Here is a 24,123-nt window from a genome sequence, read left to right on the forward strand (position 1 = left end):
TAAAGAGAAGAAGTTATTCACCATAACAATAATTTCCATAAGCTCGTAGATATTCTCTACGAGCTTTATGTGAAAAAAATCTTAGAATGTAAAAAACAATTTATTAATTTAAACACATAATTCAAAGCCAATTATATGCATTCCTTACTACCTTTTTTTCTTATAATGATTGTTGTTATCATATTGCTTAACATGCTTGCCACAAAATTAAAAGTAGCATATCCAATATTATTGGTGATGGCGGGTTTAGGGGTAAGCATTATTCCAGGATTGCCAGTGGTAAAAATTGATCCAGATTTGATATTCTTTATCTTTTTACCGCCTTTATTATTTGAAGCAAGCTGGACTATTTCATTTAAAGAAATGAAAAAATGGTATCGCATAATAACAAGTTTTGCTTTTGTAGTAGTTTTCTTTACAGCACTTACTGTTGCTTTGGTAAGCAATTACTTTATACCTGGTTTTAGCATAGTTTTGGGGCTTTTGCTAGGAGGTATAGTCTCTCCTCCTGATGCTGTAAGTACAGGTGCAATCACTAAATTTGTAAAAATTCCAAAGTCTACTTCTACAATTTTGGAAGGTGAAAGCTTACTCAATGATGCTTCTTCACTTATTATTTTTAGATTTGCTCTTATCGCAATTGGTACAGGGCAGTTCATTTGGACTGAAGCATTAGGAAGTTTTTTATGGATGGTGTTGGGAGGTACTTTAATGGGAATCATTTTAGCATGGATCTTTGTCCAAATTCATAAAAGGCTTCCGACCGATGCTCCATCAGATATTATCATCACTCTAATAGAGCCATATATAATGTATTGGATTGCAGAAAAGGCACACAGTTCAGGAGTTTTATGTGTTGTAGCAGGAGGACTGTATTTATCAAAGAACAGATTTGTCTTTTTGAACAGTTCGAGCAGAATAAAAGGATATAGCGTTTGGGAAAGTTTTGTCTTTATTCTTAATGGCGTTGTGTTTCTATTGATAGGGCTTGAGCTTCCTGAAATTGTGAAAGGGATACGCTCTACCGGATTATCTCTAGAAGCTGCAATATGGTACGGTGTTTTGGTAACAGTTACTATTATTGCAACCCGAATTCTCTGTAGCTATGCGGCTTTGATAATGACATTAGTTTTTAGACCCCAAGTTTTTAAAATGAATTCAATGGCTACTTTATCTGATAGAAAAAGGCAATGGATTATGCCAGCAATTTTAGGGTGGACCGGAATGCGAGGAGTTGTTTCATTGGCAGCAGCTCTATCTATTCCTGTAGCTTTGCATGATGGCAGCCCATTTCCACACAGAGACTTGATTTTGTTTGTAACTTTTGTTACCATTCTTTTAACTCTTGTTTTACAAGGGCTTACATTACCCTATTTTATTAAAAAAGCAAAATTATTTGACGAAGAACTAAATCGTGAAGAAGAAAATAGTATTCATCAAAAAATTAAGTCAGAACTAAGCAAACAAGTATCCTTATACATTCAAAATAACTATCAAGAAAATATCGACAATGATCATAATCTAAAAACTTTATTTGCGCACGTACAAAGTAAAACAAAAGTTACTGATGATCAATGGATGAATGAAGAAGGAAAAGCTATTTACCTTGAAATCATTGAGTTTCAAAGGAAATATCTTCTTAATTTAAATAAACAAAGCGAGATAGATGAAGAAATCATACGTCGTAAGCTTTACCAATTTGATTTAGAAGAAGAACGTCTTAAAACAATTTAAAAAACTCATTTTTATCTTCAGTTTATAATTTAACAGTAATACTGGTATACAATACCGTAATACATATAAGTACATATTTTGATTTGAGTTGCAATTTTGCATAGGTAATTAATTTTAAGATTGAACCAATGAAAAATGTGATAGTCATTATATTTTTGATTTTATTGAATCAATTGCTATTGGGTCAAAAAACATTAAAATATAACGCAGATATGAAATCATTTACTGATAAGGGAATTCTTGCATCAAAAGATCGTTTTACCGGCACTGTATGGATAAATATGAATGTTTTACCTGAGGACGGTTACAATTCGAATGTTGGAACCGTCACCTTTGAACCTAGAGCAAGGACAAATTGGCACAGCCATAAAAGTGGTCAAGTGCTTTTTGTGATCGAAGGTACAGGATATTATCAGATAGATGGACAACCCATCCGGGTTATGAATGAAGGGGATGTCGTAAAGATTCCCAAAAATGCAAGACATTGGCATGGTGCTTCACATAACAGTAAAATGAGACATATTGCAATTGTTACAGATTATGATCAAGATAAAACGGAATGGTTTCAGCCAGTAACTAATGCGGAATATGATAAATTTAGAGCGCCTGTTTATGAAGTAGAAAATAGATTGTCTGTTCGCGCAATAAAGAATTATGAAGAATTGTGGCCAGAATATCCCTCAAATGAAAAAGAGATGGATCCAGACCTTGCCGAAATTTTTCTAAACTTTGCCTATGATGAAGTCATAAACAACAATCCAATGGATGTTAAAATCCGTACAATGGTCATTATGGCATCGACTTTAGGAAGTCAGGCACTTTCAGAGTTTAAAATGTTTGTGAACGCTGCATTAAATATCGGAGTTACTCCTGTACAGATTAAAGAGGTTATTTATCAGTCTGTTCCTTATATTGGTAAGGCAAAGGTCAAGGATTTTTTGGACGCAACAAATGGTATTTTTATAGAAAGAGATATTAAATTGCCTCTCCAAAGTCAAACTACAACTAATCCAGAAACTAGATTCGAAAAAGGATATGCAAAACAGAGAGAGGTCATCGGTGACAGAATAGAAGAACTTTATAAAAATTCACCAGAAGATCTTATTCACATACAGAAATTTTTATCAGATAATTGCTTTGGTGACTATATAACAAGATCTGGATTGGATATTAAAACCAGGGAACTTATCACCTTATCATTCCTGATCTCTTTGGGAGGTACTGAAAGTCAGATAAAAGGCCATATACAAGGAAATAAAAATGTAGGAAACTCAAGACAGGACTTAGTAAATCTTATGACAAATCTACTCCCGTATGTTGGCTATCCTAGAACATTGAATGCAATTAATTGTCTTAATGAAATTTTGCCTTACAAAAAAAATGATAATACTGATATCAAAGCAAATTAAAATAAATTAGAATGAAAAATGTCACATTAAACAATGGAGTTATAATGCCTATCTTAGGATTGGGTGTTTATCAAATTCCTGATTACGAGGAGTGTAAAAAAGTTGTCTTAGAAGCAATTGAAGTAGGATATCGTTCAATTGATACAGCTGCAGGTTATCAAAATGAAGAGGCTGTTGGAGCAGCTATAAAAGAAAGTGGTATAGACAGAGAAAATCTATTTATTACGACGAAGCTTTGGATTTCAGATAACGGATATGAAAAAACGATAAAAGCTTTTGAGACTTCTCTAAATAAGCTTGGGCTTGATTACATTGATTTATACCTTATTCACCAACCATACGGAGATGTTCATGGCTCTTGGAGAGCACTCGAAGAACTATACAAAAAAGGTAAGGTAAGAGCAATTGGAGTTAGTAACTTTCACCCGGATAGAGTAATGGATATAATTGTAAACAATGATATAATCCCTGCTGTTAACCAAATTGAAACTCACCCTTTTTTCCAGCGTTTAGAAGATCAGGAATTTTTAAAAGAGAATGGAGTACAGATTGAGAGTTGGGCTTCTTTTGCAGAGGGAAGAAACAATCTTTTTTCAAATGAAGTGTTAATAGAAATTGGTGAAAAACACAATAAATCGGTTGCGCAAGTTGTACTTCGATGGCTTATTCAGCGGGATGTAGTAGTGATTCCAAAATCAGTAAGAAAGGAAAGGCTTATTGAAAATATAGATGTTTTTGATTTTGAACTTTCTGAAAAAGAAATGGAGACTATTAAGGGGCTTGATACGGAAACTTCTCTTTTCTTCAGTCATCGCGATCCTGCCATTATAAAATGGTTTAGCACCATGGTTAGATAGATTTAGGAATGAAAAATTATTGTGCTGATTTTTATATTTAGCACATTGATTATTTTATCCTTAATTCAAAAAACCAGCCTATATCTGCCATAAGATATTATATAGGAATGCATAATAAATAAAACAACTTAAATAAAAATAAATGAGTACAACAGTCAAGGCATATGGAACGGAATCGCCGGAGATTCCTTTGCATGAACTAACAATTAGTCGTAGAGAACTACAAGCTCACGATATAGAAATGGAAATTTTGTATTGCGGTATTTGTCATAGTGACTTACATCAAGTACATGCGGATTTTGGGCCATATCCTGCCCCTATTGTTCCTGGGCATGAGATTTTAGGTAGAATCACTGCTGTAGGAGACCATGTTAAAAATTTTAAAATAGGAGATCTCGCAGGTATTGGTTGTATTGTAGATAGTTGTGATCATTGTGAATATTGCAATGACGGGATTGAACAATTCTGTGAAGAAGGTGTCACATTTTCTTTTAATAGTGAGGATAAGGTTTCTGGAGGACACACTTTTGGAGGATTCTCAAAATCATATGTTTGTAATGAACGTTATGTGTTAAAAATGCCTGCTTTTGAAAATCTAGCTGCTGCAGCACCTCTGTTATGTGCAGGAATTACAGTTTATTCTCCATTAAAACATTGGGGAGCTGGTCCCGGAAAGAAGGTTGGTATTTTGGGAATAGGAGGTCTTGGACATATGGCAATAAAAATTGCAAAAGCTATGGGTGCTGAAGTTATTGTTTTCACTACTTCACCAGATAAAGTATCAGACGCTAAAAGACTCGGCGCTGATGAGGCTGTATTATCTTCGGATCAGGATGCGATGGCCGCTTATGTTAATAAATTACACTTTATTATTGATACTGTTTCTGCGAAACATGACGTCAATGTTTATCTTAACTTATTACGTCATGACGGAACAGTAGTGTTGGTTGGCTTGCCACCGCAACCATTAGAAATAGGAGCTTTTAATGTTGTTATGGGCCGTAAATCGTTCGCTGGATCTAATATTGGAGGTATTGCTGAAACTCAGGAAATGTTAGATTTCTGCTTTGAGCATAATATTGTAGCGGATAGTGAAATTATTAATATTCAAGATATTAATACTGCATTTGATCGTCTGGAAAGAGGTGATGTTAAGTATCGTTTTGTTATAGATATGGCTTCATTATAAAGTTAATTCGTAATTCTTTCTTTATAGGGGTATGTCATTTTTGATGTACCCTTGTTATTAATTGTCCAATTTTGTTAGTTAAAGATAATTAAATAGTAATGATGGAAAACTTTCATTTTGATAGTTAGATTTCTTTTAAAGCCATGCTTATTATACTTATAAAAACTCTTAAATATCTCTAATGATCGATTGGATAATAATTGATGTTTGTTTCTATTCTATTTTTTACGTAAGAAACTGTAATCTATCTAAATAATTTATAGACATCATAAATTAATTTGGTTTTGAAGATAATTTTATGAAGAAAAATCATCAGATAATAGCGCTCTTGTCCTGTTCCTCTTTGTTTGCTCAAACAAAGGTCAGCGATTCTGTTAAAGTTGATACTCTAGCAGTGCAATCTTTGGAAGAAGTGGTCGTGTCAGCATCCCGTATCAAGGAAAGTATTTTAAAATCTCCTGTTACCATAGAAAATATTAGCAACAAACAGTTAAGAAATACGGCAGCACTATCATTCTTTGACGGACTTGAAAATATAAAAGGTGTACAAATGCTTACACCAAGTTTAGGCTTTAAAATTATCAATACACGTGGTTTTGCCAATACTACTAATGTGAGATTTACGCAAATGGTTGATGGTTTTGATAATCAGGCACCTCATATTGGAGCACCAATAGGTAATGCATTGGGACCTACAGATCTTGATATCGAACGTGTAGAAATTATACCTGGTACAACATCTGCTCTTTATGGTCTTAATGCAATTAATGGTTTGGCAAACTTTGTTACCAAGGATCCATTTACTTCAACAGGCATTATCATACAACAAAAAACAGGAATGAATCATTTGGGAGATACGAATTCAGATGTTCGATTATTTAATGAAAGCGTATTTCGTGTAGCTGAAAAAATAGGAAGCCGCTTCGCCTTTAAAATTAATTTTTCTTATACCAGTGGAAATGATTGGATTGCGGATGACCGTACCGATTTAAATCCCAATGCCAACCTAGGAGTGGGAATTGGAGGAGGTATCAATAATCCTGCCTATGATGCAGTTAACGGATATGGAAACGAATCATCAAACAGACGAACTCTCACCCTTGGTGGATCGCGCTATGTGATAGCCCGTACGGGTTATAATGAAAAAGATGTGGCAAATTATGATATACAAAACGTCAAAGGTGATATTGGACTTTATTATAAGTTTAGCCCTAAAACAACCATTTCTTATACTTATCGATTTGCGGATTTGGATAATGTCTACCAACGTGCAAACAGATTTACATTGAAAGATTACGTTTTGCAGCAGCACGCTTTTGAGGTTAAAAACGAAATTTTTCAAATACGTGCATTTGCTACAAGTGAAGATACTGGAAAATCTTACAATCTACGTTCCGCAGCCGAAAACTTAGACAGACGCTTTAAATCTGATACTAATTGGTACAGTGATTTTACAAGCGCTTTTAATAATGCCATTGCTCAACAGGGAATGAATGTACAGCAAGCTCTTGCAGCTGCACGGAGTTCGGCAGATCTCGGCAGACTTCAGCCGGGTACTCCTGAGTTTCAACAAGCATTGAATCAACTAGCCGCCGTAAACAACTGGGATGAAGGTGCTGCATTGCGTGTTGAGGATTGGCTTATACATGGGGAAGGACAGGTAAATATTTCAAAAACTATAAGTCCTGATTTTGAAAGTAACACAGGTTTACAACTTCTTGCAGGTGTAGATTATCAATCGTACATTATCAAACCTGATGGTAATTATTTTATAAATCCAACTGCAGCCGACCCATATTCTTCATTAACCTATGGTAAGACAGGTGGTTTTGTGCAAGCTGGTAAAAACCTGTTTGATGGGCTTCTGAAACTGTCTGCCACAATGCGGGTTGACAAAAATGATTATTTTAATATGAAGTATAACCCTAGATTTGCGGCAGTTTTGACTCCTTCTAATAGACAAAGTATTCGTTTTTCCTTTCAGAGTGGTTCTCGTTTTCCAAGCATATTCGAAGCCTTTAGTAATGTCAACAGTGGAGGCGTAAGACGTGTAGGAGGTCTCCGGGTGATGTCTGACGGTGTATTCGAGAATGGTTATCTACGAAGCTCAATAGACCGCTTTCAGGCTGCTGTGACTGCTGATTTTAACAGTGGATCTACATTGGATGAAGCGATCCAGAATAACCGGGGACTACTTCAAAAAAATACCTATACTTATTTAAAACCCGAAAAAATAAATTCTTTTGAAGTGGGTTATAAAGGATTATTTTTTAATCGTACCTTAAAAGTTGATGCCGATTTTTATTTTAACCGTTACAACAATTTTATAGCGCAAATTGAAATGAATGTCCCACATACAACGGTAGCAGAATCAATACCGTATTATCTGAACGACCGCACGCTTCAAGATCGTTATCGTATTTACACAAACTCTCAAAGTGTTGTATATAATTATGGCTCCAGCTTGGGAATTAGCTATATACTCAATTCAAAATATTCAATAACTGGTAATGTATCTTATGCAAAGCTAAGTCGTACAGATAATGGAGATGGTTTTGAAGATGGTTTTAATACACCCGAATGGATTGGGAATATTTCTTTTTTAGGAGAAAATGTTTGGAAAACTCTTGGCTTTAATGTGACTTATAAGCGACAAAACAGCTTCTACTGGAGGTCATTTTTGGTCAATGGAGATGTAAAACCTTATGGAGTATTGGATGCGCAGATTAGTTATTCATTTGAAAAGTCTAGGCTGGAAATAAAAGTGGGGGCTACAAATCTTACTAATAAATACTATAATTCATTTCTTGGTGGTCCGGCAGTTGGTGGATTATACTATACAATGCTTACATATCAGCTTCAATAAAAATATGAATTAGTTTGATACTGTGGATTACTAATTTGATGTCGTATATTTTTAAGAAACTTTCGCCAAAGCAATATTGTTTTCATAGCCCTTATGTTGGCCATAAAGTGCATAAAGAGCCAAATATTTACGAAGAAGTATAGCTTTGATTTCTTTTTTAAATTACAAAGTAAAGGTCATACTTTTCTTTGGATTAAATGTTTCCAAAATTAGGGTAGTTGTAACCAAATCGGGTATAAATTAATATAGGATATTCCCGCTAACGGATAATCCAAAAAATTACTCTAAGTTTATTTATCACTAAAACAAATCGCCAAAACCTGCGATATTCCCAAACGCCTTTCTTGGCCATTATAAATTCTACTTGTATAACTATGTCATTGTTGTGAAAATTAGATACTTTCAATAATAAGGATTTTTCATTTTTTTTAATACCAAGCAGAAATAAATAATCTTTATTAGATTTTGTTAAACCGTATCTATTTGATGTTAGCTTTAAAATGAACATCATAAATTTTCAAAATATAACCGGTAAAAAGGCAGCTAAGTTATAGCAGTCAGCCTATTCTCTTGCCATCCAAAAGACTACGGCATAAACGGTTTCCTCCCTAAAGGTACCCTCCAATTATTCCGTTTCCTTTTGGCTTCTTCCTTTGCCCGCTAAGATTATCTGCTTTCTTTTTTCCGGTTTTTCTTTTGAAAAATATGTAGCGAAACCCAAAGGTGTTTTCAGAGAAAGGACGATAAAGAGATTGAGAACAAATCAATATGTACAATCTAAAAAAAACAGTTATGAACATTATCGGAAGACTGACAAGAGATGCGGAAGTCCGTACCCTGTCAAACAAAAAGCAAGTAGTCAATTTTTCTATTGCTACCAATGAGAATTATCGCAACAAACAAGGCGAGCGAATCGAACAGACAACTTTCTTTGACTGCTCCTATTGGATTTCTTCAAAAGTAGCTGAGCTACTTACGAAAGGGACTTTAGTAGAGATTATTGGAAGAGTTTACACAAGAGCATGGATTGGAAAAGATGGTGAAGCACACGCAGGTCTGAATTTTCACACATCACAAATTAAATTACACAGTAGTAATAAAAGAACCGAAAGTAATTCTACGCCTTCCAACATATCAAGTGATAAGGAAATTGGCCAACCTAAATCCAGTGAAAACGATAAGGATGATGACCTTCCATTTTAAGCCAATCAAAAATAATTTTATAACTTTTTAATAACAATATCATGGCACATAATTTAAATTTCAACGACCGAACAGGAAAATATTCATTTTTCAGCGTAAAAGAAAAAGTATGGCACAACTTAGGGCAGATTGTAGAAGAACATCCAACAAGTGAAGAAGCCATCAAATTTGCGGGGCTTGATTACGAGGTAGAAAAATCTCCTCTAGTTACGAAAGGTGCAGGGCTAGTAGAATCTCAAGATGGACTAAAAGTGAGTGATTCCGAATTGGAAGTTCCAAACTATTACGCCAATATCCGAACAGATAATAATATGGTTTTAGGTGTAGTTGGTAAAGATTATCATATCGTGCAAAATCGTGAAGCATTTTCTTTTTTTGATGCTATTGTAGGCGGCGGAAAAGGTATTCTGTACGAGACTGCAGGAGCTTTGGGAAATGGAGAACGAATTTTTATCACGGCAAAACTTCCAGATCATATCCGTGTCGGAAACGGGGAGGACATTACAGAAAAATATATTTTTTTGACGACCTCACATGACGGAAGCGGAAGCATCACCGCCGCATTTACGCCTATTCGTATTGTTTGCCAAAATACTTTAAATGCTTCATTAAAAAATATGAGTAACGTCGTAAGAATAAGACATACATCAGGCGCAAAACAACGTTTGGAAGATGCTCACAAAGTCATGGGATTAGCAAATAAACTGAGCAATCAGTTAGAAGAAACTTTTAATTATTGGGCAAAAATTAAAATTGGTGACGCTGAAATGAAAAAATTAATTCAATTGGCACTCTGTCCGAATAAAGAAACTTTAAATCATCTTCAGAAAGGAAATTTTGAAGAATTGTCTACGGTTTTTAAAAACACGGTAGATAATGCATTTACCTATGCAATGATGAGTGATGCCCAACAAATGGAAACCACGAAAGGGACTTTATTTGGTGCTTACAATGCGGTGACAGGTTTCTATCAGAATGTAAAAACCTATAAAGATGACGAAGCCAAATTACAATCCATTATTATGGGCGGAACAGCTCAAATGAGGTCTCAAAAAGCATTTGAACTTTGTGAAAACGTTGCTCATTTTGGAGCAGACATTTTTAAAATGAACTGAAAATAATGTATTAATTATAACATACGGTAAATGCAAGTCTCCACCGTATAGGAGCATATCAAATGAAATTCAATATTGTCAATGAAATAAAATTAAGCTATTCACGAAAAGGTAATTCTGACAAAGTAATCAGTAATTCATATGATGCGGTAGAGGTATTTCGACAACATTTTGATTCTGATGAAATAGATTATAGAGAATCTTTTTTCGCTTTATATTTAAATCAGAGTAGTAAGGTTTTAGGAATAAGAAAGATTTCTGAATCCGGAATTTCTTCAACTATAGTGGATGTTCGGATAATTATGCAAACAGCCCTTCTATGTAATGCCTCATCTATAATTGTAGCACACAATCATCCATCTGGGAATCTAAAACCCTCTAATGAAGATTTAAAAATTACAAATAATATTAAAAATGCATCTAAATTCTTAAATATTAAATTACTTGATCATTGCATTTTAACATCGACAGATTATCTGTCATTTGCCGATAACGGATATTTATAAAATTTCTAACTAATAAAATAAACGACAATTCAATATTGTCGTTTATTTAAAATTTTCGGCGAAAAGACAATTCCTTCCTGTGGTCGGAAACGTCTTTTCGCAATTCATTAAGAGTAACGTATTGATAAAAATTTTCTCACTTAAATTTTTTCAAAAAGTTACAGTTATTCGAAAGGCTACTTCTTATAGCCTGTAATGCGAAGAAAAATTAAAGGCTATTTCTGATGAAATAGCCTAATACATTATATTTACATTGAATTCTATCTATACAGTTCCTGCATTTTGAGGATTAAACTGTATGGTCAGCTTTTGCTCATTACCCATATTGTCTGAAATCCAAATATCAAAACTTTGAGATACTGTTGATTCAGAAGTATAATATAACCTAAATTCCTTTTCAGCCAGGAGATATGAATCATTGGGTAAAAAAGCTGGTTCATTGAATAAGCGTAATATACCCTTTCCCTCAAACTGAAAATACCGGAAGGAATATTCAGTTCCACTATAGTTTCCAACAGGAATAATGCGACATCTGATCTCCACCGTTTCTCCGTTAGCTATATATTTTGAAACAGGCATTACCTGCACTTCAAACGGAAAATTTTTCTGTACCTGTAATTCATCTTCTGAACAAGATGAAAAACAAAGCTCGACAGCAAATAAGGTTGCGATAAGATACATAGCGGCAAAAAAATGTTTTTTGATATTGATTAAATTTTTCATAATAATTTTTATTTTACAAGTTAAATCTGATTCCAAGACCAACATCAGGTCTTATTTTTTCAAGTGAAGTATTCCATACTATTTTTGCTTTATAAAAGCCTGTTAAAGCAATCCGATCTGACAGATAGACTTCAACACTCAGCTTTGTACTTCCCCCATACACCCATGATGATTCATTCAAGAGTACGGCTCCGTCATAGAGTAGTGTCTCACTTTTATTTATATTCTCATATCCTCCTTTGGCAGAAAATGTAGAATTGATTAAAAAGCTTTTTGTGCGATCAGCAATCAAATTAAAACTATAACCGACTTCAAGACTGTAGTTTTCAACAGGGACGTCAATCGTTTTATAGGAAATAATCTGTCTATTGTATTCAAAAGAATACATCGAATAGTTCCCTTTTTTTGAATAGATAATAAAATCGGTATTGACGAAATAGTTTCCGGATGACTTTTTCAACAGCAATCCTGTATTGATTCCAATACTTTTTTGCTTCGGTAACATTCTTTGTGCCTTGACTGCATAAACACAAAAAAGCACTATTATGAATGATAATAAACTCTTCATGCTATTTTAGTTTTAATTGAATGTCATTGACAACCTTGGCACTGATTAAGTCTGAATTCTCTAACTGGATTTTCTGATGTCGTCCGCCATCTTTTTCCATCAATTCAATCTCTACTATTTGATCTTCTAAAAGCGTAAACTGATCCATAAGATAAAGGAATTCACCATCGGATTGGTAGTTTACGGTAGGGTTAGGAGAATAAGTACGAAGGGGTGACAATACTTTATCCTGAACGGCTGTCCTTTTCAGATTCTTTTTGTCGGTGATTTTGAATGTGACAAAATCAACGTCAAAGGAAACATTACTCTTGTTTTTAATTTGAAAAATAAAATAAAACTTTCCTTCATGGACATACAGAGATTTTAACAGAAACTGAATTCCAAAACTTTTTGAACCAATATGCTTTACTGTTCTTTTAGGAAGCTGGTACAAGGTTCTTATCAAAAGCTCAGTCAATGATGAAGATTCTCCTTTAAGTTCTTCAAACAGAACATCTGTTGAGTATTCTTTTTCCTGATTTCGCTGTAATTTCAGAAGGTCATAATTAAGAGTGTCGGGATAAGAACTGTAAAAAACATCAAAATTGTAAAACTTACCATCCTGAGTAATGACCGAAAAGTTCGTTTCTTCCTCGAAATCTCTTACTGAAGACTTTATTCTGAGAACATTCGCTACATCCTCCGCCTTATTGGCAATCAAGTTTTCGCTTCCCAAATCAACGTATCGTATGGGGGATGGAAATAATAAATGTGTTGTTTTATTGTATGTAACTTCCATCTTATAAGGTTCCAGTTTAGCTTCTGATAGCGATGCGAAACCTGAATTCTCCTGAGCTGCTAATCTGTAGATACCGAAGAGTAGTAACAGAACTGAGAAAAATATATTAAATCGTATTTTCATTAATTTTAATTTAAAGGTTAATTATTTTTTGAAACTAAAAGCACCTGATGCCCTGCCTTAACAGTAACTTTAGGTTGTCTTACCTTCTTTTGAAAGTATCCAGAAACTCCCTGAACCAGACCTCTGGTGAGATCCGCAGCAACCTGTTGTCCTGCCGATTGGGTCATCATAATATTGGTTCCGGAATTCTGGCTCATGTTGGATGCTATATCATTAATAGCAGTCTGTTCTGAAGAATAGGGAATGTAAAGCCCCAACTGCCCATCATTATCATGAATATTAATCTCGACAGGGGTAATGATTCCTTTGTATTCAATGCTTAAAATTTTTAATAACAGCCTTCCTCCCTGAAGCTTTCCTGCTGCTTTTAACACCGTACCTGAAGGAACGGTTATCTTTCCAAGGAGCAAACCTTGTGTTAGCCGTAAGGGTACAATACTTTCATTTACCAATGTCATGGTTTCATGTATTACAGCATGGATACTGCTGTGATTTTGCGATACAGTATTTTCCTGTTCATTCTGTAACCCCGAAAATCGGTTATGACTGATGGATGCTAAAAAAGTACTGTCTGAGGGTTCTCGATACAAGCTGGATACGACGTTGCGTTTTTGAAGATGTACTGCCGTTATTTTGATTTTGTTTTCTTCAGGTTTTGCCTCAGAAGTTTTCTTTAGCTCAGGCTCTTCCTGCTGTTTCGGTGCAGGCAGATATTTTGCAGCCATCTGATAAGACTTTTCCATCAATTCTAACTGATCATTAATTTCTCCCGCACTCGGAACGGCATCCTTTTGTGAAATTTCATTCTTAAGCCTGTTAATTTCCCTTTTTAATTGAGTAACCTCATGCTCATCTCTGCTGTAAAATGAACCCAATGTTTGTTGTGCATTGCGGTAGCTGTTCAAAGCATTCTGGTCTGCTGTTTGAGGTGCTTGGGCATTGTTATAAGATTCCGGAGATAGAGTAGTTAGCTGATTCGAACCATTTGATTCACTCCAATAATCTGACAGGCTTGTCATTGCATTTCTTTTTTCTTCATTTTTCTGTTCCAGTAAATCTAGCTCATACGCTTTCTGCTTATCTGATTGTAATTTGTCATCTGCGGCTTGTGGCACTTCAGTATTTAAACCTGCCTCTTCAATCACTTTTTTATCTTCTTTTGGTTTAAAAATCAGATAAAAGCATCCCATACACGCGATAAACATTAAAAAGTAAATGATCGACTTTTTAAGTTTTTCCCACTTTGGCTTACGATCCAAAGGTTCATTTTCGTCTGAGGAATGGCTACTTCCTTCGGTGATTTTAATAGTACCTGTATCTTTCATGGTGATGTTTTATACGGTGAATGATTAGCTGGGTCTTCAATCGGTTGATGTTGCATCTTTATCTCCTTTGGAATGTTATTGATATGTCCAACTGAAAGAATGGTTCTATTTTTTGAACCTTTTGACCATAGATGAATGACCGTTAAAATAGTCAACATGGCATACGCTGTAAAAAATATCTTGGTCAAAGAGCGCTGTTGTTTGGCAGGTAAGGATTTCCATTTCCCTTCTGCTTTTTGAACAAATTCCACGATTCTTATTCTTAATTTTTTCATATGACTGTTTTTACCGGTTAACAGTTTCAACATCTTTGTTCTCAATGACATTGAATTTTTCAATCGTAAACCCCTGAGGGTTGCTGTCTGATCTGACAGAATTGACCAGTTGACAGTTCGTAACAAGATTTCGGATCGTTAAATTACTTGAGCGGATAATGAATTGCTTCCCATACGTCTTTACAGCATAGGGGTAGTTGTTAAAATCTGCTACTACACTGTCAATTTCAATTCGCTGTTGAATATTTCCGCTGATAATCCTGTTATAATATCCTTTCTCAGAGAGATCCTTATAGTAATTGAATGCAGATTGATCGGCCATATTAAAAGCTCTTTTCACATTGCTTTCAATAGCATTTTTATCCGGAGCCACAGTAAAGAAGAGTTCGTGAAAACGCCTTACATGTTCTCTCGCTTCTACGGGTCTGTTGATAGACATATCCTGGGATAAGGCTACCATCAATGATTTGCCATTGTCAAGGACATATATCTTTTGTCTTTGTTCTTCTGCAAAACTGTAAGACTTGTATACAACAATGCCGACAACTCCAAAACAGAGGATGGCAAAAACAAAAGTGAACAATCTGATTTGCTTAAAACTATTTTCAATATTTCTTAAGGTTTTAAATTCCATTTTTTTGTTTTTTGATTATTTAAGGAGTTGTCCTGATATATTACCTGCTGCTGCACCCGCAGTAGCACCCGCAACATTTCCTGACTTTTGTGCCATCTGCGTAACATTACGCATAAAGTTTCCCGCTCCGCCCGCCTGAATGATCCAGCCTGTAACGGTAGGCACAGTGAAATAGCCAATGATTCCAATGATCATATAGATAATGTACACCGTATTGGAAGTATCAGGAATAAAGTTGGGATCTGCCAGCATTTCGATGTCCCTTTCGATAATGAGGGATTGAATCTTTGCCAGGATAGCACTGAACATATCAGCAACCGGAAGCCATAAATATACACTGATGTATCTGGTCAGCCATTGGGTAAGTGTTGATTGGAAGCCATCCCAAACCGATATGGCAAATGCGATGGGACCAAGAATCGAAAGTACAATGAGAAAGAAAGTTCTGATTGTATCGATAACCAAAGCCGCTGCCTGAAAGACTATTTCCAGAAACTCTCTGAAACCATCCCGAATATCTTTCTTAATGGCAAACATTTCCCTTTCAATATACATTCCTGACATCGTCACCAGATCGGAAGGTGACCATCCCAGTTCTTCCAATTTTTTGTCAAATTCTTCATCAGAAATGAGATAAGCCATTTCAGGATTTCGAAGCATAGCTTCTCTTTCCAGTAGATCTTTTTTCTGCTGGAGCTCATTAAGGTCTAATACCTGACCCTCCAGCATCGAGTGGCTTCCTTGAACGACCGGACTTAATACTCCGTTGATACTGCCCAAAACAATTGTTGAAAAGAACATAATACAGATTCCGATGGCAAACGGTCTCAGCATAGGAAAGAGATCGATAGGTTCGGCACGGCTTAATGCCTGCCAAACCTTTAAGGCCACATAAAATAATGCTCCCAATCCAGCAACACCTTTTGCAACTGCTGCCATGTCAGCACACATCGGCATCATCTCTTCATACACGGAACGAAGCACCTCATGTAAATTAGTAGGTTCCATCTTACCAGTATTTTTGATTAACGGTACCATACAGGTTGAGAACTCTTTGCGTATTGTTCTGCTTTTTGGCTCTCAGATAACTCACAGAGATATTCTTATTGGTGTAATATCTTACCAGATTGTGATAATCTTTCACCTCTTTATATACTCTGTCAATGATTTCCATTCTTTCCTTATCATTCAATGATAGATTGGTAGAAGTGACAATCTGTTTTAGTTCTTTAAGCAGTTCAGTGCTTTCGTTCAATAGTGTTGAATAACCATTGGCTATTGCTGTTAATTCCTGTGCATTGAAATTGGGATCATTCAGCATCTTTCCGAAATTATTGACATACATTTCTGAAACGTCACCCACCAATAAAACAGTCTGCTGAACTTTGCGGGCATCTTTCACCAGATTATTAACTGCTTTTAATTTGTCATAATATTCCTTACCCTGTTCATACACCTTTTTAACTTCATTGAAATTCTTAACTACATTCGAAACGGTCGATGAGGTCTGTACGATTTCATTAGCAGAGTTGAGTATTCCTGAAGCCAGATTAGCCGGGTCCGTAACCACAAATTGTGCTTTTGCAAATGATGTTATAGCTAATACAATAGCCATAACGCTTGTAATGATTAGATTTTTCATTGTTGTAAAATTTTAAATGATTTAAGTTTCTTTTGTATTCGATTTGATTCTCCTAAGGGAAATCCTCTTGATGGCATGTTCTACATTGCCATCAAGTTCAGAAGCCAGCTGCATAACTTCCATTTTCTCCGTTTCTTCTGTGGTATAAGCCAGATATTCTTCTGTGGAAACTTCCGTAGCATATACTGCAGAGTGTGTTCCTCCCAATCCAATCCATACCTCCTTATAATGCCTTTTCGGATCATTATTCATATTGATGGAAAGAACCTGCGCTTTTTCTTTGTCTGTAAGACCCAGCATTGCCTGAATGTCATCAAACTTGTTCATGTATTTTCGCTGATCCAAAAGGATCTTACAGTCTGAATTGTTGATGATGCTTTCCTTAACGATAGGAGACTGAATGATATCGTCAACCTCCTGTGTTACGACGATGGCTTCTCCAAAGAATTTTCTTACAGTTTTGAAGAGATATTTAATGTATTCTGCCATTCCTTCTTTGGCAATTGCCTTCCAGGCTTCTTCGATCAGGATCAGTTTTCTGATTCCCTTTAGTCTTCGCATTTTGTTAATGAAAACTTCCATGATGATAATAGTTACAATGGGAAACAAGATTTTATGATCTTTGATCGCATCAATTTCAAAAACGATAAATCGCTTAGAAAGAAGATCTAATTGCTTTTCTGAATTCAGTAAATAATCATATTCTCCGCCTTTGTAATACGGTTCCAAAACATTGAGAAAATTAGCAATGTCAAAATCCTTTTCCCTGACCTTTTTCTGCTCCAGCACTTTCTGATAATCTTCTTTGACATATTCGTAGAATCCATTAAAAGAGGGATGCTGATCATGGTTTTTGATCTTCTCGATATAACCGCTAACTGCATTGGATAATGCCACTTCTTCGGAGCGGGTAGGGGGGTCGTCATCTCTTTTCCATAGCGTAAGAATGAGTGTTTTGATGCTTTCCCGTTTTTCTATATCAAAAACTCCATCATCAGTATAGAATGGATTGAAGGCTATTGGATTATCTTCTGTATAGGTAAAATACACACCATCTTCACCCTTTGTTTTCCCTTTGATCAGTTCACATAACCCTTGATAAGAATTTCCGGTATCGACTAACAAAACATGAGCTCCCTGTTCATAATACTGTCTTACCATATGGTTGGTAAAGAAAGACTTTCCACTTCCCGAAGGTCCTAAAATGAACTTATTTCGATTGGTGATGATTCCCTGCTTCATCGGAAGATCTGAAATATCCAGGTGAATAGGTTTTCCCGTCAGCCTATCAGCCATTTTGATCCCAAACGGAGAGGGTGAATTCTGATAATTGGTTTCCTCAGTGAAAAAACACAATGCAGGTTCAATAAACGTATAGAAGCTTTCCTCACTCGGAAAATCCCCGGCATTTCCGGGAATACCCGCCCAGTATAATGTGGCAGTATCTGATGTATTATGCCGCGGCTTACATTCCATAAGTGCCAAAGCACTTCCTGTGTCATTCTTAAGTTGTTTCAATTCATGGGGATTGTCAGACCACGACATCACATTAAAATGAGCACGGATGGATTGTAATCCAAAAGAATGAGCTTCGTTGAGGTACTTCTCAATCCATTCCTTATTGATCTGATTGGCTCTGCTATACCTTGCCAGTGAATGCATATTTCTGGCGGATTTTTCAAACTTGTTCAGATTGTCATCACTGTTATCAATAAACAAATACTGATTGTAGATATGATTACAATTGAGTAAAAGTCCTACGGGAGAAGCAAATGAAAGCAGGCAGTCGCTTCTGTCAGTGCTTAACTTTTCGTATCTGCTGTGCGAAGAAACTGTACTCGGAAGATCATCCGTATCCGAAAGAATGTGCATGCTGATGCGGTTGTTACCAATACGCATTTCTTCTGCTCCTAAGTTCAGATCCTGAAGAGAAGGGTTGATTTCTCTAGACAAGGTCAGATATTGTTCAAGAAGACCTGATTGTTTTTCAGTTCCTGTAATTTCATCGGTGGTCATCTTTTCTAAGAAAATAGATCCGCTGTCGTTCATGATTCTTTCAAACTGATCAACCGCTTCCATAAATCGACTCATCACTTCCTTATCCCTGATTTCTTTTGGAATCAAGACTCCTTTGCAAAGTGTTGAGAAATTACTCTGCATCCTCATTCTTTCCTTCGTAGTCTTCGTAATAAAGAGGTAGCAGTAATGATTAAGAAAAGGTCTTTCATTAAAGTGTCTCTCAAAAGACTTTGATAAAAAGCTTTGATCGTCATTGGATAAATCAGGGCGGTAATTCTCTTTGATAAACCAGTCCTGTTTATGAACAATACTGTAATCAGGTAAAGTCTTTATGGCTTTGAACCAAGCCGAATGGATCGCTTCATACTCAGCTGATGCAGCAGTAAATAATTCGGGAAGCCTTACCTTGAAACAAACCGTAACATCAGCATCTTTTGAAATAATGCAATTCTCTTCGACAGCCAGCAGTGGAAATCTGCTTTCCAACGTTGCCACTTTGGATTGATTTCTCATGCTACAGTTTTTTAGAGTGTACCTTGATATACCTGAAAATGGATTTTCGGCTGATGATGTACCTTGGATGCTTCTTTTTTGCTCCCAATTTCATTAATCCATGTTCTCCATATTTTCTGTTGAGAGAAAAGGTCTTCCAAATGAGAAGACCAGCAGTAGTTCCTCCAAGAAGTAAGCAGATATAGGTATTGACACCAGCCATATACATGATCATGATAAATACGAGTATTCCCAATAATCCTCCTGCAAAAATGAACAGGTACTGTGCTTTCAATCCTTTGAACTCAACCGTTCTTCCTATTCCCTTGTTGATATGATAGGTATTCATCATCAATGATTTTAAAGGAAGAATGAACGTAGGATGGTAGCTGCAACTATTAAAAAGATACAGGCTCCAAACCAGCTGGCTGCGGTTTTGCTGGTATCAGGATCGCCACTGCTGAATTTGTTGTAAACCTTAACCCCACCAATCAAGCCGACCACCGCACCAATGGCGTAGATCAGTTTCGTTGCAGGATCAAAATAGGAAGTAACCATCTGCGTAGCTTCGGTGATTCCTGCAGAACCATTTCCTTGGGCATTAATACCCAAACCAATAAGCATAAGAAATGCTGTGAACATGATTTTTTTTCTTTGTCTTTTCATAATGAATAGATTTTATGATGATGAAACCCATGCTTTATGGGCTTTGGGACAAAGGTGTACGGAAGAGAGATACTTTCTTTTAAGTGGCTTTTTGATGAATTGTATGGAACAAAGTGACTTATCTAACAAAAAAAAATGATATTTTAGCTTAAACTAATTACGTACAGTTAAGATTTTTCGATTGTACACAACCATTAAAAACTTAATACGAGAATTATATGATCAAATCTATTGAAGACGGTCGTAAAGAAGATGGCAATAGATCTATTGCTGACAAAATAATAAAAAGACTTCATGATCTAGAAAAAACAGTTCAGAACAACCACGGTAGGTGGGCTTGGGAGTTATTACAAAATGCTAAAGATAGTGTTGCGGATAGTGAAAGGCAAGTATCAGTTAATATTGAGTTTTGTGAAGATTGGATTGAGTTTTCGCACAATGGTAATCATTTTACAGAACAAGATATACGAGGCCTTATAAATCAAATTTCATCAAAAGAGGTTAATGAAGGAGAAATAAGCATAAAGACCGGTAGATTTGGTACTGGTTTTTTGACTACTCATCTATTATCAAAAGAAGTATTTATTAAGGGAATTGTAGAAACGGAAGCTAAGGAGTTCTATCGATTTGGATTTCCTTTAAATCGTAGTGGTAAGACAACGGCATTGCTGATTCCTCAAATTGAAACTGCATGGACAGAATTTCATGATTCCACAGAAGATAATCAAGTCAGTGACTATAACGAAGAAGAATTTAATACTTCATTTATATACACCTTAAATAAAGAACAAAGAAGTATAGCTGAAATAGGAGTCAAGGAGTTTACTGAATTAATTCCTTATGTTTTAGCATTTATTCCTAAAATTTATTCGGTTAGAATTATTGATAATGTTAAGAATTCCGATATCGAGTTTATCAATACAGAAAAAGTTATAGAAGGATTTAAAAAAATTAAAAAAATTGAAAATGAGAATTCTAAGATAGTAAGAGTTTTATATGCTACTGATGGTGAGGTTTCCATTGCTGCAAGGGCAGTGAAAAAAGAGGATGGTTCTCTAAAATTTTTAAGTTTAGAGAATGTTCCTAAAATTTTTTGTGATTTTCCTCTTATTGGGACTGAAAATTTTCATTTTCCTGTTGTTGTCAATAGTTTCTTTTTTAGTCCCCAGACAGAAAGAGATGGTATATGGCTAACAAATGGTGCAAATGATCCTGAAGTCAATGAGAATAAAGAGTTGATTATAAGAGCAGTGAACCTTTATAAAGAACTTATGAACAGGGTTGAAAATGAGAATTATAATCAAATTTATAATATAGTTAACACTGCTATACCAGAGACTGATGAAAGATATTTTGATTCTAGTTGGTATAAAACATTTATCCAGAAACCTTTAAGAACATTCCTGTTCACCAAATCAATTGTTGATTTAGAAGATGGTATTAAAGGTAAGTTAAATGAGACATGGTTTCCCACAAATTCCTATAATAAAGCTATAAAAGAAAAGCTTTGGAAATATACTTTCGATTTGTTTCCAACTGCTGTTTGTAGAAAAGAAGATCTGGATTATTGGTTAAAAGTTATATGGGAAGATATACAAAGAATCACTTATACGGTTCTTGTTGATGATATTTCAAATTCTACATCAATTAAGGAACTATCTAGAAGTTTGGATTATGATGAACCAACAACATTTACCTGGCTTAATGAGGTAGGTGAGTTTTTAATGAGTGAAGAATCAAACCTATCATTGTTCCAAAAAAAAGCTTTGATTCCAAATGTTAATAAAAAGTTTGTTCTTAAATCAAACCTTTTTTTGGATGAAATAGATGATGAGGATCTTATCCTTATTCTAAAATTATTGGGAGTGGATTGGAATAATATTTTATTACATAATAGTATTACTTTTGGGGAGTATAATACTAAAACTAAAGAAGACATTGCCAGGAAGATTGTTGAGCAGTTAAAAGATACCAATAATAGTAATCCTGACTTTATAGAAGCGATAACTATACTATCCGAATGGTTTGATAATAATCCTAAAGAAGGTCGTGAATTATTTGGAGAGATTTATAAAAAACGGGCCGAGCTTTTTATGAATACTATCGAAGATAAAGAAAGTCTTTATAAAGTTATGCGAAGTAGTACGGATTTGTCCCAATTATCAAAGGTTGTGGAAGCAATGGAAGAAGATCCTAAAATTTTTAATAATCTGGATAATACAAAGGAAATCTTTGCATTGTTAAAAAGATATAGTGTAGAAGATATGGAGCAACTTAGAAGTTTATTAGAAAATAAGTCAGTGAAAAAGTCTTTGTTACCTATAACTGAAGATATTATTACAAGTATGGGAATTACAAATGTAGATGAATGGGAAAAGGCTATGGAAGATCGGGATCTTTCAGCAATGTATTCCCATAAATCAACCCCTTCTCGAGAAATGTTTATGTATGCTCAAAGCTTAATAAAGAAAGCAAAAGAAAATATTATAGAGTATTTAAAAACTTTAGAAGATTATAATCTCGATAACTTGGATGATTCCACAGCAACAACAATTTTGGCAGGTATAATTAAAGATGGTAAAGAAATATCAATTGTTGCAAGACCTGCATATAATGGGGAAGTTATTATTTACTACGGCTCAGAAAGAAATACTTTGGATTATAGTCCATCAGAATTATGGGTTGATGATGGAATACTTCAAAGGAAAATAAGTTTAGGACACATACTTAAAAAAGCTAAAATTGTAAAGTTTCCAGTATGATAAATGTTAACGAAATATCTAAAATTATTGGTAATCCTGAAAATCAACAATTAGAATATAAAGCAGTACTGCCCCCAGCGAGAAGTCTCGCACAATTGATTGCTTCATTTGCTAATACAGATGGAGGATATGTAATTTTAGGAGTACACAGTGTTAATGGAATAATAAATATAGTGGGTCTAAGTGAGGATTTTCATGCAAACCCTGTTACAAATAAAGCTTTAGACCTTTTGTCTCCCAGACCGAGAGTAGATTACCAATATATCTCTGTTAAAGGGAGTAGACTCTATGTTGTAAAGATTCAAAAATCCCTAGTTGCAGTAAGTTATGAAGGTAAAATTTTTAGCAGAGAAGCAACAAAAACGGTTCTTGTTAATCCCGATTTAAAGGAGGTAAACATAAGCCGGCTTAAAAGTCTTTCGCAAGCAATGAATGATTTGGGTAATTACAAGAAATCTTCTACTGGTGCTAAATCTAAATTTTTAGACCATTACTCTGGAGTTTTTAACATTGTAGACGATTTAAAAAGTATTTTATATCCTGAATCAGAATCAATTCCTACAACAAACAAAGAAGGTAAGATTTTGATGAGAATATTGTTTTCTTCCTGTGCAGATAATTTTGAGATTTATTTGACCGATCTTCTTTATGAAATTTATTTAGCAAATCCTTCAACCCTTAAATCAGGACAACAAGTAAGTATTAAAGAAGTTCTAGATTGCGCTGATATGGAAGAGTTTGTTCTTTACTGGGCTAAAAAAAAACTTGCAAAGTTGCAAAGAGGCAGTGTTAAAGGATTTATATCAGATAATTCCCAAATTAAAGATCTTCAGGTGCTAGATGAAAATAATCAGGACGAAATTGAAAAAATATTGCAGATCAGACATTTATATTCACATAGGAATGGTGTTGTTGATGAAAAATTTTTGCAGTTTTTTTCTGATAGTTTTGAATTGAATGACGAACATCAGTTTTCTATTAATGAAATGTTGAATGAATTATCATATTTAATGAAAATTGTTGATTTAATTGATTCTGCAGCAGTGGAAAAATACCAATTAGCTACTTTATAAAAGAGAAATAAATTTATTAATATTAAAATCACTGAAGTTATTCTTCTGCAAAGCGGAAGAACCGTTATTTGAATTAGTCAATACTTAATCTGACAGTTACAATCAAATTGAATAACTTTAAAAACAGATTAAGTATTATGACAACACAACAAAAGATCATCAAA

The 24,123-nt window shown here is 34.9% G+C and carries 21 protein-coding genes; 10 read left to right on the top strand and 11 right to left on the bottom strand.

The features are described 5' to 3' along the window. Window positions 1-135 precede the first annotated feature (135 nt). The 8 genes from BLW74_RS21435 (at window position 136) to BLW74_RS21475 (ending at window position 10,879) form a co-directional block, all read left to right on the top strand. Window positions 136-1,734: a Na+/H+ antiporter gene (locus BLW74_RS21435; protein WP_089696726.1), complete on the top strand. Its 1,599-nt coding sequence runs from the start codon at window positions 136-138 to the stop codon at window positions 1,732-1,734. A gap of 128 nt (window positions 1,735-1,862) precedes the next feature. Next, window positions 1,863-3,143, top strand: a complete 1,281-nt coding sequence (locus tag BLW74_RS21440) for a cupin domain-containing carboxymuconolactone decarboxylase family protein (RefSeq protein ID WP_228425008.1) — start codon at window positions 1,863-1,865, stop codon at window positions 3,141-3,143. A gap of 11 nt (window positions 3,144-3,154) precedes the next feature. Continuing rightward, window positions 3,155-4,000 (top strand): aldo/keto reductase, encoded by an 846-nt coding sequence (locus tag BLW74_RS21445; RefSeq protein ID WP_089696729.1) that lies wholly within the window; start codon window positions 3,155-3,157, stop codon window positions 3,998-4,000. A gap of 142 nt (window positions 4,001-4,142) precedes the next feature. Further along, window positions 4,143-5,189, top strand: a complete 1,047-nt coding sequence (locus tag BLW74_RS21450; protein WP_089696732.1) for an NAD(P)-dependent alcohol dehydrogenase — start codon at window positions 4,143-4,145, stop codon at window positions 5,187-5,189. Window positions 5,190-5,487: 298 nt separating this feature from the next. Beyond that, a complete protein-coding gene (locus BLW74_RS21455) occupies window positions 5,488-8,055 on the top strand; it encodes a TonB-dependent receptor (protein ID WP_089696735.1) in 2,568 nt (855 codons plus the stop codon). Between the two features lie 792 nt (window positions 8,056-8,847). Then, window positions 8,848-9,258: a single-stranded DNA-binding protein gene (locus BLW74_RS21465; RefSeq protein ID WP_089696800.1), complete on the top strand. Its 411-nt coding sequence runs from the start codon at window positions 8,848-8,850 to the stop codon at window positions 9,256-9,258. A gap of 41 nt (window positions 9,259-9,299) precedes the next feature. Further along, window positions 9,300-10,373, top strand: a complete 1,074-nt coding sequence (locus BLW74_RS21470; RefSeq protein ID WP_089696740.1) for a DUF932 domain-containing protein — start codon at window positions 9,300-9,302, stop codon at window positions 10,371-10,373. Between the two features lie 62 nt (window positions 10,374-10,435). Then, window positions 10,436-10,879 (top strand): JAB domain-containing protein, encoded by a 444-nt coding sequence (locus BLW74_RS21475; RefSeq protein WP_089696743.1) that lies wholly within the window; start codon window positions 10,436-10,438, stop codon window positions 10,877-10,879. A 264-nt stretch (window positions 10,880-11,143) separates the two neighbouring features. Here the strand turns inward: BLW74_RS21475 and BLW74_RS21480 are convergent, their stop codons facing one another. From BLW74_RS21480 to BLW74_RS21530, 11 genes are read right to left on the bottom strand one after another with little or no spacing between them, the layout of a single operon-like run. Next, the gene (locus BLW74_RS21480) at window positions 11,144-11,602 is read right to left on the bottom strand and encodes a DUF3872 domain-containing protein (RefSeq protein WP_089696746.1); all 459 of its coding nucleotides are present in this window, start codon (window positions 11,600-11,602) and stop codon (window positions 11,144-11,146) included. Window positions 11,603-11,615: 13 nt separating this feature from the next. Beyond that, a complete protein-coding gene (locus BLW74_RS21485; protein WP_089696750.1) occupies window positions 11,616-12,170 on the bottom strand; it encodes a conjugal transfer protein TraO in 555 nt (184 codons plus the stop codon). A gap of 1 nt (window position 12,171) precedes the next feature. Continuing rightward, on the bottom strand, window positions 12,172-13,071 hold the full coding sequence (gene traN, locus BLW74_RS21490; RefSeq protein ID WP_089696753.1) for a conjugative transposon protein TraN: 900 nt from the start codon (window positions 13,069-13,071) through the stop codon (window positions 12,172-12,174). A 17-nt stretch (window positions 13,072-13,088) separates the two neighbouring features. Then, window positions 13,089-14,396, bottom strand: a complete 1,308-nt coding sequence (gene traM, locus BLW74_RS21495; RefSeq protein WP_089696756.1) for a conjugative transposon protein TraM — start codon at window positions 14,394-14,396, stop codon at window positions 13,089-13,091. Then, window positions 14,393-14,671 carry a hypothetical protein gene (locus BLW74_RS21500; protein WP_139265776.1) on the bottom strand — a complete coding sequence of 93 codons (279 nt, stop codon included), beginning with the start codon at window positions 14,669-14,671 and terminating at the stop codon, window positions 14,393-14,395. Before BLW74_RS21500 ends, traM begins: the two co-directional genes overlap by 4 nt. Before the next feature lie 10 nt (window positions 14,672-14,681). Continuing rightward, a complete protein-coding gene (gene traK / locus BLW74_RS21505; RefSeq protein WP_039372685.1) occupies window positions 14,682-15,305 on the bottom strand; it encodes a conjugative transposon protein TraK in 624 nt (207 codons plus the stop codon). A 15-nt stretch (window positions 15,306-15,320) separates the two neighbouring features. Beyond that, the gene (gene traJ / locus BLW74_RS21510) at window positions 15,321-16,313 is read right to left on the bottom strand and encodes a conjugative transposon protein TraJ (protein ID WP_089696802.1); all 993 of its coding nucleotides are present in this window, start codon (window positions 16,311-16,313) and stop codon (window positions 15,321-15,323) included. Between the two features lies 1 nt (window position 16,314). Beyond that, a complete protein-coding gene (locus BLW74_RS21515) occupies window positions 16,315-16,947 on the bottom strand; it encodes a DUF4141 domain-containing protein (protein WP_089696762.1) in 633 nt (210 codons plus the stop codon). Between the two features lie 21 nt (window positions 16,948-16,968). After that, window positions 16,969-19,479 carry a TraG family conjugative transposon ATPase gene (locus BLW74_RS21520; RefSeq protein WP_089696765.1) on the bottom strand — a complete coding sequence of 837 codons (2,511 nt, stop codon included), beginning with the start codon at window positions 19,477-19,479 and terminating at the stop codon, window positions 16,969-16,971. A 1-nt stretch (window position 19,480) separates the two neighbouring features. Then, window positions 19,481-19,807 (bottom strand): DUF4133 domain-containing protein, encoded by a 327-nt coding sequence (locus tag BLW74_RS21525; protein WP_089696768.1) that lies wholly within the window; start codon window positions 19,805-19,807, stop codon window positions 19,481-19,483. An 11-nt stretch (window positions 19,808-19,818) separates the two neighbouring features. Continuing rightward, entirely contained in the window at window positions 19,819-20,124 is a 306-nt protein-coding gene (locus BLW74_RS21530; protein WP_089696771.1) for a DUF4134 domain-containing protein, read from the bottom strand. 218 nt (window positions 20,125-20,342) lie between these two features. Between BLW74_RS21530 and BLW74_RS21535 the strand changes: the two genes are divergently transcribed. Both BLW74_RS21535 and BLW74_RS21540 read left to right on the top strand, forming a co-directional pair. Beyond that, window positions 20,343-22,886 carry a sacsin N-terminal ATP-binding-like domain-containing protein gene (locus BLW74_RS21535; RefSeq protein WP_089696774.1) on the top strand — a complete coding sequence of 848 codons (2,544 nt, stop codon included), beginning with the start codon at window positions 20,343-20,345 and terminating at the stop codon, window positions 22,884-22,886. Next, complete coding sequence (locus BLW74_RS21540) at window positions 22,883-23,959, top strand: AlbA family DNA-binding domain-containing protein (RefSeq protein WP_089696777.1); 1,077 nt, start codon at window positions 22,883-22,885, stop codon at window positions 23,957-23,959. The genes BLW74_RS21535 and BLW74_RS21540 overlap by 4 nt, the downstream gene beginning before the upstream one ends. Window positions 23,960-24,123 lie beyond the last annotated feature (164 nt).

The sequence above is a fragment of the Chryseobacterium culicis genome (genome assembly GCF_900108365.1).
GTDB classification, from domain to species: domain Bacteria; phylum Bacteroidota; class Bacteroidia; order Flavobacteriales; family Weeksellaceae; genus Chryseobacterium; species Chryseobacterium culicis.

Excerpts from the sequence above, each read along its gene's own strand:
- BLW74_RS21435 (WP_089696726.1), top strand. The coding sequence starts at position 136 with ATGCATTCCTTACTACCTTTTTTTCTTATAATGATTGTTGTTATCATA.
- BLW74_RS21440 (WP_228425008.1), top strand. The coding sequence starts at position 1,863 with ATGAAAAATGTGATAGTCATTATATTTTTGATTTTATTGAATCAATTG.
- BLW74_RS21445 (WP_089696729.1), top strand. The coding sequence starts at position 3,155 with ATGAAAAATGTCACATTAAACAATGGAGTTATAATGCCTATCTTAGGA.
- BLW74_RS21450 (WP_089696732.1), top strand. The coding sequence starts at position 4,143 with ATGAGTACAACAGTCAAGGCATATGGAACGGAATCGCCGGAGATTCCT.
- BLW74_RS21455 (WP_089696735.1), top strand. The coding sequence starts at position 5,488 with ATGAAGAAAAATCATCAGATAATAGCGCTCTTGTCCTGTTCCTCTTTG.
- BLW74_RS21465 (WP_089696800.1), top strand. The coding sequence starts at position 8,848 with ATGAACATTATCGGAAGACTGACAAGAGATGCGGAAGTCCGTACCCTG.
- BLW74_RS21470 (WP_089696740.1), top strand. The coding sequence starts at position 9,300 with ATGGCACATAATTTAAATTTCAACGACCGAACAGGAAAATATTCATTT.
- BLW74_RS21475 (WP_089696743.1), top strand. The coding sequence starts at position 10,436 with ATGAAATTCAATATTGTCAATGAAATAAAATTAAGCTATTCACGAAAA.
- BLW74_RS21480 (WP_089696746.1), bottom strand. The coding sequence starts at position 11,602 with ATGAAAAATTTAATCAATATCAAAAAACATTTTTTTGCCGCTATGTAT.
- BLW74_RS21485 (WP_089696750.1), bottom strand. The coding sequence starts at position 12,170 with ATGAAGAGTTTATTATCATTCATAATAGTGCTTTTTTGTGTTTATGCA.
- traN (WP_089696753.1), bottom strand. The coding sequence starts at position 13,071 with ATGAAAATACGATTTAATATATTTTTCTCAGTTCTGTTACTACTCTTC.
- traM (WP_089696756.1), bottom strand. The coding sequence starts at position 14,396 with ATGAAAGATACAGGTACTATTAAAATCACCGAAGGAAGTAGCCATTCC.
- BLW74_RS21500 (WP_139265776.1), bottom strand. The coding sequence starts at position 14,671 with ATGAAAAAATTAAGAATAAGAATCGTGGAATTTGTTCAAAAAGCAGAA.
- traK (WP_039372685.1), bottom strand. The coding sequence starts at position 15,305 with ATGGAATTTAAAACCTTAAGAAATATTGAAAATAGTTTTAAGCAAATC.
- traJ (WP_089696802.1), bottom strand. The coding sequence starts at position 16,313 with ATGGAACCTACTAATTTACATGAGGTGCTTCGTTCCGTGTATGAAGAG.
- BLW74_RS21515 (WP_089696762.1), bottom strand. The coding sequence starts at position 16,947 with ATGAAAAATCTAATCATTACAAGCGTTATGGCTATTGTATTAGCTATA.
- BLW74_RS21520 (WP_089696765.1), bottom strand. The coding sequence starts at position 19,479 with ATGAGAAATCAATCCAAAGTGGCAACGTTGGAAAGCAGATTTCCACTG.
- BLW74_RS21525 (WP_089696768.1), bottom strand. The coding sequence starts at position 19,807 with ATGAATACCTATCATATCAACAAGGGAATAGGAAGAACGGTTGAGTTC.
- BLW74_RS21530 (WP_089696771.1), bottom strand. The coding sequence starts at position 20,124 with ATGAAAAGACAAAGAAAAAAAATCATGTTCACAGCATTTCTTATGCTT.
- BLW74_RS21535 (WP_089696774.1), top strand. The coding sequence starts at position 20,343 with ATGATCAAATCTATTGAAGACGGTCGTAAAGAAGATGGCAATAGATCT.
- BLW74_RS21540 (WP_089696777.1), top strand. The coding sequence starts at position 22,883 with ATGATAAATGTTAACGAAATATCTAAAATTATTGGTAATCCTGAAAAT.